General features: G+C 60.3%; 11 protein-coding genes. 4 read left to right on the top strand and 7 right to left on the bottom strand.

Going from position 1 to position 12530, the window contains the following annotated elements:
- Window positions 1-33: 33 nt before the first annotated feature.
- Window positions 34-1050 carry a helix-turn-helix transcriptional regulator gene (locus QRN46_RS15705; RefSeq protein ID WP_285355748.1) on the top strand — a complete coding sequence of 339 codons (1017 nt, stop codon included), beginning with the start codon at window positions 34-36 and terminating at the stop codon, window positions 1048-1050.
- A gap of 905 nt (window positions 1051-1955) precedes the next feature.
- Here the strand turns inward: QRN46_RS15705 and QRN46_RS15700 are convergent.
- Window positions 1956-3206 carry an MFS transporter gene (locus QRN46_RS15700; RefSeq protein ID WP_285355746.1) on the bottom strand — a complete coding sequence of 417 codons (1251 nt, stop codon included), beginning with the start codon at window positions 3204-3206 and terminating at the stop codon, window positions 1956-1958.
- A 102-nt stretch (window positions 3207-3308) separates the two neighbouring features.
- Here QRN46_RS15700 and QRN46_RS15695 point away from each other — a divergent pair, with 102 nt between their 5' ends.
- On the top strand, window positions 3309-4277 hold the full coding sequence (locus QRN46_RS15695) for an AraC family transcriptional regulator (RefSeq protein WP_285355743.1): 969 nt from the start codon (window positions 3309-3311) through the stop codon (window positions 4275-4277).
- Between the two features lie 37 nt (window positions 4278-4314).
- On the opposite strand, the gene QRN46_RS15690 is transcribed toward QRN46_RS15695, so the two are convergent.
- The 6 genes from QRN46_RS15690 to QRN46_RS15665 form a co-directional block, all read right to left on the bottom strand.
- Complete coding sequence (locus tag QRN46_RS15690) at window positions 4315-5076, bottom strand: SDR family oxidoreductase (protein WP_285355741.1); 762 nt, start codon at window positions 5074-5076, stop codon at window positions 4315-4317.
- Window positions 5077-5105: 29 nt separating this feature from the next.
- The gene (locus QRN46_RS15685; RefSeq protein WP_285355739.1) at window positions 5106-5933 is read right to left on the bottom strand and encodes an EamA family transporter; all 828 of its coding nucleotides are present in this window, start codon (window positions 5931-5933) and stop codon (window positions 5106-5108) included.
- Window positions 5934-6008: 75 nt separating this feature from the next.
- Entirely contained in the window at window positions 6009-6914 is a 906-nt protein-coding gene (gene gcvA, locus QRN46_RS15680; protein WP_285355737.1) for a transcriptional regulator GcvA, read from the bottom strand.
- Between the two features lie 41 nt (window positions 6915-6955).
- A complete protein-coding gene (locus QRN46_RS15675; RefSeq protein WP_285355735.1) occupies window positions 6956-8947 on the bottom strand; it encodes an FUSC family protein in 1992 nt (663 codons plus the stop codon).
- Complete coding sequence (locus QRN46_RS15670) at window positions 8947-9855, bottom strand: efflux RND transporter periplasmic adaptor subunit (RefSeq protein ID WP_285355733.1); 909 nt, start codon at window positions 9853-9855, stop codon at window positions 8947-8949. Before QRN46_RS15670 ends, QRN46_RS15675 begins: the two co-directional genes overlap by 1 nt.
- Before the next feature lie 12 nt (window positions 9856-9867).
- On the bottom strand, window positions 9868-10056 hold the full coding sequence (locus QRN46_RS15665) for a DUF1656 domain-containing protein (protein WP_285355731.1): 189 nt from the start codon (window positions 10054-10056) through the stop codon (window positions 9868-9870).
- A 137-nt stretch (window positions 10057-10193) separates the two neighbouring features.
- Here QRN46_RS15665 and QRN46_RS15660 point away from each other — a divergent pair, with 137 nt between their 5' ends.
- Window positions 10194-11003 (top strand): AraC family transcriptional regulator, encoded by an 810-nt coding sequence (locus tag QRN46_RS15660; RefSeq protein WP_285356101.1) that lies wholly within the window; start codon window positions 10194-10196, stop codon window positions 11001-11003.
- 272 nt (window positions 11004-11275) lie between these two features.
- Window positions 11276-12529 carry a multidrug efflux RND transporter periplasmic adaptor subunit MexE gene (gene mexE, locus QRN46_RS15655; protein ID WP_011334072.1) on the top strand — a complete coding sequence of 418 codons (1254 nt, stop codon included), beginning with the start codon at window positions 11276-11278 and terminating at the stop codon, window positions 12527-12529.
- Window position 12530: the final 1 nt, after the last annotated feature.

The raw sequence follows: 12530 nt of genomic DNA, 5'->3' as shown, positions 1-12530 counted from the left end.
CGCCGCCCAGGCTTTGACAAGGAAGCTTCGCAATTGCCACAAATCAGCTCCCGCGACACCATCAGCCGACAATGGGAACTGCTACACAAGCTACCCACCAAGGGCCCCGGCATCACCAGCGGTGAATTGCTCGAAAAAATGCGGGATACGGGCTACCGCATTACCAAACGTACCGTCGAACGCGACCTGATCGAACTATCGCGCGTGTTCCCGCTGACGTGCAATGACCGAGGCAAACCGTTCGGCTGGCACTGGGCCCCGGGGGCAAGCATCGACCTGCCCGGTATGAGCGTCAGTGAAGCGTTGAGCCTGACACTCATCGAAGACACCATTCGCCCGCTGCTGCCCAACGGAATGCTCAAGGCACTGCAGGGCCGCTTCCAGCATGCGCGCAAGAAGCTCGAGAACATGGCCGATGAAAACCTGGCGGCGCGCTGGATGAGCAAGGTTGCCAGTGTTCGCCCAGAGCTCAACCTGCAGGCGCCGAGCATCTCGGCGGAGATTCTCGAGACGATTCAACTGGCCCTTCTCGAAGAACGTCAGATCGCTTGCCGCTACTACTCCGCCCATGGCAACAAGACCAGTGAACTGACGCTGAACCCTCTGGCGCTGGTGCAACGTGGTGTAGCCACCTACCTGATCGGTACCGCCGATCATTATTCGGACCTGCGCCAGTACGCAGTGCATCGGTTTCTCAACGTCGAGATCATGCCGGCTGCCTGCGAAGGCGCGGCTCAGTTCGACCTTCCCCAGTACCTTGCCAGCGATGCCTTGCAATTCGGTGGCCCGCAGAAGATCAGTTTGCAGGCATGGGTCAGCGAAAGCCTCGCCCGCCTGCTGCGGGAAACACCCTTGGCAGAAGACATGGCGCTGCAGGCCTGCGAAGGTGGGTACCGCCTGACTGCGACAGTCAGTGACAGCTGGCAGCTGAACTGGTGGATGCTGTCGCAGGGCGATGGACTGGTGGTCGAGCAACCTGTGGAACTGCGCCATAAATTGCTCGAGACGCTGCGAGGAACATTACAGCGTTATGAGCGGGCGACTGCATAGCGGGTCGCCCTGCCCAACTTATTTATCAACCCACCTCACAATACAGGTGTTTCTGCGCGGTCGGGGTTGTTTCACTGTTACGGCTGGCGCCGAATTGACCCAGCTGCCGATCCCACACTGTCCAAGCATCAATCAGTAAATATCTAAAGCTGATAATGGTTTACCCGGTAGGAGCCTGGGTCAGTAAGATTTTGGTAACTGGGTCAGTTCTATGCTAGCGGCAACACACCAAGTCTCGTATTCACTACCAAGAAGGACTGGCAGCGAAGCGTACCGTTGCTTGAAGTACATCGCGTGGAATTTGACCCTGGGCGGCTTAACCAGGATGTCCGAGAAAGCTCCTGCGAATCGCTCATGCAGATGTGCTTCGAGAGCACACTCGATCGCAAGCACAGGGATCATGCCGGGCGCAGAGAGGTCTCGTGCAATTGATTCAACCAAGCTCATTCCATCGAGCGACACTTCCACAGCGATCTCACAATTTGAGCAGAATTTATCTATAGCATGATCCTGGTACACATCCGAAACAAGAAACAAAGCGATTGCACGCAGATGGAAGGCTGCTGCCGACGCATTGCATTGCATTGCATTGCAGCAAAAAAATACTGCAACGCAACGCCGAGGCAGGCTGAGGACTGTCACAAGAAAGATTAAATACTGACTTCAGGGAGTACACTGAAAGCCAGGCAAAGCCACACTGGTGTTTATCAGGAATCGCCATTCACGATCGCTAGCACAGCCGTTGCAAGTGGGGGCAAAAATAGGGGCACAACTCTTTTTTTCGACTTGAAATAACCGTCCTAGAGCCATGTCAAAATGTTTTTCGGGGACCCCTGACAGTCTCTAGGCTTCCTTTGCGGCATCTCCTGATTACGAACGCGTTCGAAGCGGTTTGGCAAACCGGATCAAAGGTGCAACGCGGGTTTGGCCTGGCGAACGCCATGGACAGAAGGCACGCGCACACGCAACGCAATCAGTAACGCGGCCAGCAGCATCAGCATGGCCGCCGCCACGAATACGGCTGCACTTCCTCCGAGGCTGAACATCGCACCGCCAGCGGCTGCGCCCGTTGCGATAGCGGACTGCACAGAGGCCACCACCATGCCCCCGGCGCTTTCCGCCTGATCAGGTACCGCGTTGGCGACCCAGTTCGACCACGCCACCGGCACACCACCAAAGGCCAGGCCCCAGATCGCCAGCAGTACCGCCTGCCCCGGCACCGACGCTGGCAACAACACCAATACCAGTGCTGCGACGCCGACCAGCGCGGGCATCAACACCAGCGTCGCCAGCGGGTGGCGCTCCAGCAGCCTGCCGGCCAACAGCGTGCCGACGAGGTTCGCCGCACCGAACCCCAGCAGCATCAGTGACAGCCCTTGCGGGCCGATGCCGGTAGTCCCTTCAAGGAATGGCCGAACATAAGTGAACATCGCGAAGTGCCCGCTGTGCACCAGTACACAACCGAACATGCCCATGGCGATGCCCGGGCGCAGCAATACCTCCAGAACGGTGCGCAGTCTTGCCGGCCGGCGCGGTGCAAGGCACGGCAGAGTGAGCGACTGGAAAGCCAGGGTCACCATGCCTACTGCCGCCGCTGCAAAGAACGCGCTGCGCCAGCCATATAACCCGCCCAAATAACTGCCCAGCGGCACTGCCACCACCGTCCCAATGGCTATGCCGCTGAAAATGATCGACAACGCCCGAGGCAACAAGGCACTCGGCACCAAACGCATCGCTACCGCTGCCGCCATGCTCCAGAACCCACCAAGGGCAATACCCAGCAAGATGCGCATCAACAACAGCACCGCGAAGCTGGAGGAAACGGCCACCAAAAGATTCGAGGCGACCATCAACGTGGAAAAACCCAGCAACACCCAACGTCGATCGATGCCGCGGGTCAGGCCTGGCACCAACAGGCCCGCGAACAGCGCCACCACGGCTGTCACCGTCACCGCCTGGCCAGCCAGCGCTTCGGACACTCCCAGATCGTTAGCCATCAGCGTCAACAAACTCGCCGGCAGGTACTCAGCGGTGAGTAACCCGAACACACCCATTGCCAACGAGAAGACGGCCATCCACGCGGGCGTCGAAGGTTCCAAGTCCGCTCCTACGCCGCAATGGCGGTCGGATACGGTGTTACTTAAACAGTCAGTCATTGCACAGATCTCCCAATGTTCATTGCGAGCCGAAGTCTAGGCGCCGAAAATCGGATGATCTATGATCCAAAGTCTCTATTTTTTGATCAAAACACCTGAACAATGTCTGCAGATCAGTTTGCTCTCTCCTCGGACCTCATCAATGAGCTATTGCGCGGCATGCGCCTGCGTGGCGTTGAATACCGGCGTATCCAGGCGGGTCCAACGTTCGGATTGGGCTTCGCGCAAAAGCCTGGGCACGCCTGGTTCCACTTCATGGCCGTGGGCAATGCGGAACTGCGAATGGAGGACGGCAACACCTACGCGCTGTCTGCCGGCAACGCCGTGTTCATCTCCCATGGCGCAGCTCATCAACTGTTTTCCCATCCGGACGCGTCTGTTCAAGACATCGACGGTCTAGACGGCGAAACCTTGGGTGACACCATCAGTGCGGTGGATACCGGAACCGATGCCAGCCCCACGCCGAGCACTATCTTGTTCAGTGGGTGCATGGAGTTTGAACTGGGCAGTATCCATGGGCTCGGCCGGCTGATGCCGGGCCTGATGCTGATTGATGCCGGCGGCCAGCGTTACCCTGGGCTGGTACCGATCCTGACCGCCATGGAACGCGAGGTCAGCGCCGCCCGTGTTGGGTTCGCCGGTATCCTCGCGCGGTTGGCCGACGTGGTGGCCGCCATGGTTGTTCGCGGCTGGGTGGAGTGCGCCTGCGGCAATGCTTCCGGGTTGATCGCCGCCTTGCGCGATCCACGCTTGGCCGGTGCACTGCTTGCGCTCCATCAACAACCGGGCCGCGACTGGACCGTTGCGCAGTTGGCAGAGCACTGCAATACCTCGCGCTCGGTATTCGCGGAGCGCTTCCAGGTCACGATTGGCATGACTCCACTGCGCTACGTGACCGAACTGCGAATGCGGCTTGCAAGCCAGTGGCTGACGCTCGAAAGGCTGCCGATTGAAGAGGTTGCGCAGCGCTTGGGCTATACCTCCCAGGCTGCTTTCAGTCGTGCATTCAAGCGCATTACGGGCAGGACACCAGGTTTGAGTCGCAAGGCGAGGCAGCCCGCGACTATTTGAAGTCCAGCGCAAGGAGTCAATGATCCGCGCCTCTGAGTCATTTGCCGCCGGTTACGTCGAGGAATGTACCGGTCACAAATGATGCCTCTGCGCTGGCCAGCCACAAAATGGCCCGCGCCACCTCCTCTGGCTGCCCGCCCCGGCCCATCGGGATTGAGTCCTTGACCCGATCGACCCGCCCCGGTTCGCCGCCGCTGGCATGCATGTCGGTATAGATGTGGCCCGGTCGGATACAGTTGACGCGAATGCCCTCACGGGCCACCTCCTTGGCGAACCCGATGGTGAACGTTTCCAGCGCCCCCTTCGATGCTGCGTAGTCAACATACTCATTCGGACTGCCCAGACGCGCCGAAGCCGACGAGACATTGATCACCACGCCTCCCGCACCACCGTGCCGCAGAGACATGCGCTTCACAGCCTGCTGGGCGCACAGAATCGGCCCGAGCGCATTGACCGCAAAGATGCGTTGCATGCGTTCGAAACCCAGATCCTCAAGGCGTGACTGCTGCGCCAGCACGCCTGCGTTGTTGACCAGGACATCAATACGCCCGAACGTGCGGTCGATCGCTGTGAAAAGCCTCGCGACCTGCTCGGGGTCGGCACTGTCCGCGCGCATCGCCAACGCCTTGCGCCCCATGGCTTCTATATCTGCCGCTACCGCCAGCGCGGCAGACTCATTGGCAACGTAACTGATCGCCACGTCGTAGCCCTGCTCGGCAGCGAGTCGGGCGGTGGCGGCGCCCACTCCTCGGCTGCCACCGGTAATCAGAATCAGCGGAGTCTGCGAGACGTTAACCATGAAACTACTCCTGAGCAGATGAAGCCGAGTCAGCCGATGATGATCGCGCCGCTGGCGATCACCACACAGGCCAGCATCCGGCGGACGGTAAGTGTTTCACCGAGGAACAGGTAGCCAAGCAGCGCCGCAAACAGCACGCTGGTTTCACGCAGGGCTGACACCGCGCCCAGCGGGGCTTCGTTCATCGCGTAAATAACGATTGCATAGGCAAGCAGAGAGACCAGCCCGCCCATCGCTGCAGCGGACATTCCGGGTCGGATCGAAAACAGGCTGCGGGCATCGCGCAGACCGATGTACACCGCCGGCATCAGCACGCCCCACAAGGCACTCATCCACACCGTGTAGGCAAGCGGCGCACCGGAAAGCCGGGCGCCAATGCCATCGACCACGCTATACGCCGCGATAAAACCACCGGTGCCCAGCGCATAAGGCAGGCTGGGCACCGACAGGCTGCGCCCCCGGAAGGCCAGCGAGATGATTCCGCCTGACACCAGCGCAATGCCGAGCAACTGGCCGGGGGTGATGGTTTCGCCGGCAAACAGCGCGGCGCCGAGCGTGATCAATGCAGGCGATGAGCCGCGCGAAATCGGATAAATCTGTCCCAGATCGCCGACCCGGTAACTGCGCACCAGAAACAGGTTGTAACCAACGTGCAGCATTGCCGACAGCAGCGCATACCCCCAGCTCTGAGGCGCAGGCGCCGCCATGAATATCGCGGCAACTGCACAGACCATGGCGATGGCAACGCACATCACCGTCATCGACCAAAGCCGATCGGCACCGCCGCGCAGCAATGTATTCCAGCCGGCGTGCAGCAGCGCGGCGAACAGGACAAGGAGGACGAGATGAGTAGGCATTGGCCATTCTAGGCAGCCTGAGCGGCCGGATTACAGAGAAGACTCCTCATTGCACCATGAGTGATTCTTCATGCCTCAAACGTGTCCGCCTTGCACTTTAAGCGCCTCACCGAGCAACCATTCGCGAAAACTCTCAATGTGCGGCTGCGTCTCAACGCCCTTGGGGCAAACGAAGTAATAAGCGAGCGGTGACTGAAACGGCACGTCGAACAGCCGCACCAGACGGCCATCGTCGATTTCCTTCTCGACGTGCCCGCTGCGCACCAGAGCAATGCCATGGCCGAGCAAAGCCGCCTCCACCGTCATATTGGTATCGCCAAACCTGACGCTTTCCCGCAGCGGGGAAAACGCCAGCCCGACGGACTGGAACCACGCTTCCCATTTCGGCGCCAGTTCGGCGCCGTCACGAGCCAGCAGCGGCAACTGCAGCAAATCGGCGGGACTGCCCGGCATTCCGACGCGTTGCAGCAGTTCGGGACTGGCCACCGGAAAAACCTGCTCACCGAACAAAAACTGCGAATACAGACCGGGGTAGTTGCCCTTGCCCAAGCGGATCGCGACATCGGCTTCGCTGCTGGCGAAATGGATGACCTTGTCCGTGGTGTCCAGCGACACCAACAGTTCCGGGTGCTGGCGGGCCAGGCTCGGCAAGCGTGGCAGCAACCATTTCAACGCAAAGGAATACGTCGTGCTGACGCTGAGCCGGACCCTGCCCTTTTGCTCACGCAGATCAGCCAGCGTCGCCTCAAGGCTCATGAAAAACTCGCGCACAATCGGCGCCAGGGTAGCGCCCGCAGGCGTAAGGCGTAACGACTTGCCCCTTTCAAACAGCTGCAAGCCCCATAGATCTTCCAGGTGTCGCAGCTGGTGGCTGACCGCGCTCTGGGTCACATGCAGTTCCTGCGCGGCGGCGGTGAAAGTCGGGTGCCGGGTCGACACCTCGAAAGCACGCAAGGTCGAAGTCGGTGGCAGATCTCTCATAAGTAATGGGTCCGGGATCGGCAGAAATCGAAGTATGAATATCAAGTCATGTTAGAGCGAAAGTTCAGTGGTTGCCTCTTGCGCGTAACGGGACTCGCGATGATTGCGTATTGCTCCAGCAGCCAGGCGAGGTTCGAGTAAGCAATCGCCAGATGATCCGCCCCGAGCCGGCTCATCGCTTTTGCTGTGCGCCGTGCCTGTGCCGCGCTGATCGCCGGGACATCTGCATCGCGAGCCATCCGCCGAATGCCGGTACGAGCACATTGGGCGACGGCGGAGTCAGGGCCCAATTCGCAGGTTTTGTGATGCAGTTGGTTCAATTGCCTGCTCAATTGCAGTGACAGCCAGCCTGCTCGGTCATCGAGCGTGCTCTCGGTGCCAAGCAGATTTTTCAGTGTGACGATTCGATGCTGTTGTTGCGCTTGCCACTGCGGGTGATTGACAGCGCCTGAACGGCGCAGCAGTGACCGAACGCCGCTGTGGATCGAACGCTTCAGTGCTCGAACATCCCGGGCTCTGTCTCTCGGCATTATCTGGAAGGCCAACAGGCAGATGGCCATGGCCACGAACCAGGCGAGCGACTGATTCGCGAAATCGGCGAAATCATAGATCGCGGTTCCGCCCGTACTCACCAAGGTGTTGAAGCCGATCAGGTATGCAACCCCTTGCAACGCGCTGCGAGGCTGGCTCGTTGCGTGAATCCCGAACGACCAGAATGCCGCCAGCGACAGCAGCAACAGAAGGAAATCGTTGATCTGCGGCAGCAGCAGAAACTTGCACAGCGCAGCTGCGATCACGGCATAGAACGTACCCCGGATAAAACCGGCCATGCCTTGTTCAGGCGCGGGAGCGGTCGCCAGCAGCGTGCAGCAGGGTCCAGCCACCGCCAGCAACGTGGGGCCCTGATCCCAGCCGCTGAGGTACCAGACTGCGCCGGCGGCCAACAGGGCGAGCAATGCTCTGCAGCCGTTGCGCGCGGCATCGGCGTAGTTGCGGTGGAAACTCACGGCCCTTACCGGTTCTCGGCGACGGTGATCGAGGCTGGAAAAGTGCTGCAAGGCTGCGCTCAGGTCGGCCAGTTGTTCGCCGAACGAACGTGGGCCTGGGGTTGCCCGCTTACAAGCGTCCACCCGAATACGCAGTTGGTCCACGATCAGGGCACAGGCGCGATAGTCTCCATCAGCATCGTTCATCCGCTGGCTCAGCGCGTGCAACGCCGAGCTTGTTTGGGCGAGTAATGTCGCGTCGTTTTCCATGCAGTGCCGGTCGTAGTGCATGTCAAGCACCACGGCTTGCAGGTGCGCCAGCCCTGCCTGAATTGCCGGTTGCCGCGCGCGAAGCAGCACAGACTCACCACGTCCGAGCCCTAACAGATCGTCCACTTTGCCGATATCGATGGCGAGCTGATGAACCTGTGCAATCCGCTCGACACCCTGTTCGCCCGAGAGGCGCATCGCGAGCAGTCTGGCGCTGCGGGCACAGACCTCGGCGAGCGTGCGCCTGATGGTGTTTTCCATGGTTCTCGGACTGAACAGCGTGACCACCAGGCTCAGGCACAGCACGCCGATTGCCACCGCTGTGCCGCGAGTCATGATGTGTTCGAAAGCCTTTTGCGGCGCGACAATGGCCGGCCCCAACGCCAGGCAGACGGTATAACCGGCCACCACGGCGGCAGTGGCCTGGTAATGACGCAACACGGTCATCGCCGCCACACAGAAGCCCAACCAGAGACCGATGCCCAACAAGAACAGCAGCATCTTTTGCGCAAACAGCCCGGTCAGAGCGCAGGCCGCGAGCAAACCTGCCAGCGTTCCCAGCATCCGATAGAAGCCCTTGCCGCGAACCGCGCCTTGTATCGGTTGCACCAATAGCAACACGGTGGAAGCGCCCGAGAACGGCGAGTCCAGATGCAGCTCAAAGCCGAGCCACAGCGCCAATCCTGCCGCCAGGACGCTGCGCAGTACGTAGGCGAAAGTGGCAGACGTCCAGGGCTGAGGAATGACCGCGAACAGCCGTATTACCAGACTGGTCATCACATGAATGCCTGCAACCAATGGATGAGGCGCCAGCGCGACACCTCGTCGGGCCGGGCGACTTCGACGCTGGCGGTCATGCCGGCTGCCAGCTCCACGCCTTCCGGTACCTTGTCCAGTTCGATGCGCACCGGCACACGCTGCGCCAGGCGAATCCAGCTGAAGGTCGGGCTAACCTCGGGCAAGCCGCTGTCGTTGCGCACCTCATTGGTGTCCGCAATTCCCCGGCCCATACTTGCGACATGGCCTTCGAGCAACGGCGCGAAGCTCATCAGCTTGATCGACACCGGCGCGCCAATTCGCACACCCGGCAACTTGGTCTCTTCGAAATAACCCGTGATCCAGAAACTGTGGCCCTCGACCACGAACAGGTTTGTATGCCCAGCCTCTGCGTAATCACCCGGGTGCAGCCGCAGTTGCGTGACGTAGCCATCAACTGGCGAGCGGATCGTCGTGCGGTCAAGGTCGAGTTGCGCCTGGGCAAGATGACTGCTCGCCGCGTCCAGCCGCGATTGGGCCACTGCCAGGTCACGCGCGGCGTTGTCGACTTCTTCCCGGGCGATGGCCCCGGCCAGTTGCGCACGTCGTTTGTATTGGGCATTGCGCTGGTCGAACACACTGCGTGATTCGGCCAACTCCGCCTTGCGCTGCTGCAGGGCCAATCGATAAGAGCGCGAATCGATGCGATACAGCAAATCGCCCTTGGTCACCCATTGGTTGTCGCTGACCGCCAACTGATCGATTTGCCCGGACACCTCCGGTGCAATCCGCACAACTTGTGCGCTAACGCGCCCGTCCCGCGTCCAGGGCGCCAGGACGTAAGCGCGCCAGAGTTGCAGGCAGAACATCAGGGCCAATGTACCCAGAACGAGGGTGACAGCAAACTTGAGCACTTTAACGACAGACATGGCGAACCTCGCTCAGTAATGGACAACCAGCGCTGAAAGGACGATGAGCGAAACGAAGAAGCGTGCCAGCGCGGGATGCCAGGCGCTGTCCAGCCAACGTCGAGTCAGACGTTCAATGCCTGTGTAGGCCAGGAACGCCACACCGAGGTATATGAAGAAAGGAGGAAAGTAGAGATTGGCAATAGAGACTTCATTAAGCATGGCAAGTACTCGGTTCCATATTTCAGCGTTCGCCCCGCGGTATCGGGCGTGTTGAAAATGCTATGGAATCACTGTGCTTGCCGATATTGAGTAGACTGCCAAAATATAATCAAAATCGGACAACCTGCGAGCTCGCCATGACCGAACTCCACCCTTTGCCTGTCGATCAGTTCGAGTACGACAACCTCGCGCAGCATGCCGTCGCGCTGATGCTCGCCCCCCAGCGCAACGACAGTGAGTCCGCCGAACACAAGCACCGTAAAGGACAATTGGTCGTGGCTTACCGCGGCGGCATTGTCTGCACGGGCGAAAATGGTGTGTGGATGGTCCCTTCAGGTTTCGGTGTCTGGATTCCCGGCGGTATTTCCCACAGCAACCGCGTAACGGCCAACGGTCAGGTGTGTTTTCTGTTCGTCGAACCCGGCGCCGCCTCATTGCCCGATCACTGCTGCACATTGGCGCTGTCGCCGCTGATTCTGCAGTTGATCCTGCACCTGAGCGATCAGGCGCAGGATTACCCCGCTGACTCGCGTACCTCGCGGCTGGCCGGTGTGCTGCTTGAAGAGCTTGAAGTGGCACCGACCGAACAGCTTTACCTGCCGCTGCCCGCCTCCAGACCACTGCGCACGATCGCTCGGGCCTTGGCTCAAGCCCCCGCAGACCGCGCCACCATGGCCAGTTGGGCACAAAAGGTGGCGATGAGCGAACGCTCGCTGGCCCGACTGATAAAAGCCGAAACGGGGCTCACCTTTGGCCAGTGGCGCAAGCAATGGCAAATCATCGTCGCGCTGCAAAGCCTGGCCGAGGGGCAATCCGTGCAAAGAACCGCGGAAGTGCTGGGCTACGAATCAGTCAGCTCTTTCATCAGTATGTTTCGCAAAACATTGGGAAGCCCACCCGCACGCTATCTGCGCAGTACGCAAATATCGGCGTTGGGGGATCGCTAAGCGTGAAGGATGTCGAGGCTCGATAACTTCAGCGGAACATTTAATCGCCGCATAATCCTCACCGCGCAATTTCGCCTGCGACAGTTGCCGATCACGCAACACAGAATTGTCATCGAATCGATTGATAGCCTCCTAACGAAAGGTGCATGCTAGAGGGCTTCCCTCGGGTTTATATCATTCCGAATGATAGTTACCTTCGTGTCATTCGATTCGTTTGCTACCTACCCGCCGAGCATCATCCGCCCATCTTCAATACATTGGCGGATGCATCCATGGAACAATCACTCAAACATTTGCGCTTCCCGTTGGCTCTGTTGGCCGTGCTGGTGATGAGCGCGTGCGGCAAGACTCCGGAAACTGCCGCCACCATGCCCGCTGCCAAAGTCAGTGTGGCCAAGGTGCTGGAACAACCGGTCAACGAGTGGGACGAATTCACCGGGCGCCTCGAGGCGCCGGAAACCGTTGAAATCCGTCCGCGGGTCTCCGGCCAGATCGACGAAGTCGCCTTCACCGAAGGTGCGCTGGTCAAGAAAGGCGACCTGCTGTTCCAGATCGACCCGCGTCCGTTCCAGGCTGAGGTCCGCCGCCTCGAAGCTCTGGTTGCCCAGGCCCGCGCCAACGCCACCCGCAGTGAAAACGAAGCCGGCCGAGGCGAACGCCTGCGTGCCAGCAACGCCATCTCCGCCGAACTGGCCGACTCGCGCACCAGCGCTGCACAGGAAGCACGCGCCGCTGTCGGCGCCCTGCAAGCGCAACTGGATCTGGCCAAACTCAACCTGAGCTTCACCCGCGTCACCGCGCCAATCAGCGGCCGCGTCAGCCGTGCCGAGATCACCGCCGGTAACCTGGTGACTGCCGATACCACCCCGCTGACCAGCGTGGTGTCCACCGACAAGGTCTACGCCTACTTCGACGCCGACGAGCGTGTATTCCTCAAATACACCCAACTCGCCCGTCAGGGTCAGCGCGGCGCGACCACCCCGGTGTACATGGGCCTGTCCAATGAAGACGGCAACCCGCACCTGGGCCAGATGAACTTTATCGACAACCAGGTCAACCCGAAGACCGGCACCATCCGTGGTCGCGCGGTGTTCGACAACAGCGACGGCAGCTACACCCCGGGTCTGTACGCACGCCTGAAACTGGTCGGCAGCGGCACCTACAACGCCATGCTGATCAACGACGAAGCGGTCGGTACCGACCTCGGCAAGAAGTTCGTGCTGGTGATGGATGGCGACAACAAGACCGCCTACCGCGCCGTTGAACTCGGTCCGAAGATCGAAGGGCTGCGTATCGTGCGCAGCGGCCTGAACAAGGACGACACGATCGTCGTCAAGGGTCTGCAACGGGTTCGCCCTGGCTCCCCGGTTTCGCCTGAAGTGATCCCGATGGCCAGCGAGCAAACCATTGCCGCTCTCGCTCAACAACGACAAGCGCTGGAAGCCAGCAACCTGCCTAAAGTCGCACCTGCCAAAGGCGCGCCGGGTTCGGTTGTGAAACTGGCTGCTGCGACCCCACGCGGTTAAG

This window comes from Pseudomonas sp. lyk4-R2A-10 (genome assembly GCF_030209075.1).
GTDB lineage: Bacteria > Pseudomonadota > Gammaproteobacteria > Pseudomonadales > Pseudomonadaceae > Aquipseudomonas > Aquipseudomonas glycinae.
The sequence above is the reverse complement of the archived record's forward strand: the minus strand, read 5'-3'. Positions and strand labels throughout refer to the sequence as shown.

Excerpts from the sequence above, each read along its gene's own strand:
- mexE (WP_011334072.1), top strand. The coding sequence starts at position 11,276 with ATGGAACAATCACTCAAACATTTGCGCTTCCCGTTGGCTCTGTTGGCC.
- QRN46_RS15675 (WP_285355735.1), bottom strand. The coding sequence starts at position 8,947 with ATGACCAGTCTGGTAATACGGCTGTTCGCGGTCATTCCTCAGCCCTGG.
- QRN46_RS15685 (WP_285355739.1), bottom strand. The coding sequence starts at position 5,933 with ATGCCTACTCATCTCGTCCTCCTTGTCCTGTTCGCCGCGCTGCTGCAC.
- gcvA (WP_285355737.1), bottom strand. The coding sequence starts at position 6,914 with ATGAGAGATCTGCCACCGACTTCGACCTTGCGTGCTTTCGAGGTGTCG.
- QRN46_RS15700 (WP_285355746.1), bottom strand. The coding sequence starts at position 3,206 with ATGACTGACTGTTTAAGTAACACCGTATCCGACCGCCATTGCGGCGTA.
- QRN46_RS15670 (WP_285355733.1), bottom strand. The coding sequence starts at position 9,855 with ATGTCTGTCGTTAAAGTGCTCAAGTTTGCTGTCACCCTCGTTCTGGGT.
- QRN46_RS15660 (WP_285356101.1), top strand. The coding sequence starts at position 10,194 with ATGACCGAACTCCACCCTTTGCCTGTCGATCAGTTCGAGTACGACAAC.
- QRN46_RS15690 (WP_285355741.1), bottom strand. The coding sequence starts at position 5,076 with ATGGTTAACGTCTCGCAGACTCCGCTGATTCTGATTACCGGTGGCAGC.
- QRN46_RS15695 (WP_285355743.1), top strand. The coding sequence starts at position 3,309 with ATGTCTGCAGATCAGTTTGCTCTCTCCTCGGACCTCATCAATGAGCTA.
- QRN46_RS15665 (WP_285355731.1), bottom strand. The coding sequence starts at position 10,056 with ATGCTTAATGAAGTCTCTATTGCCAATCTCTACTTTCCTCCTTTCTTC.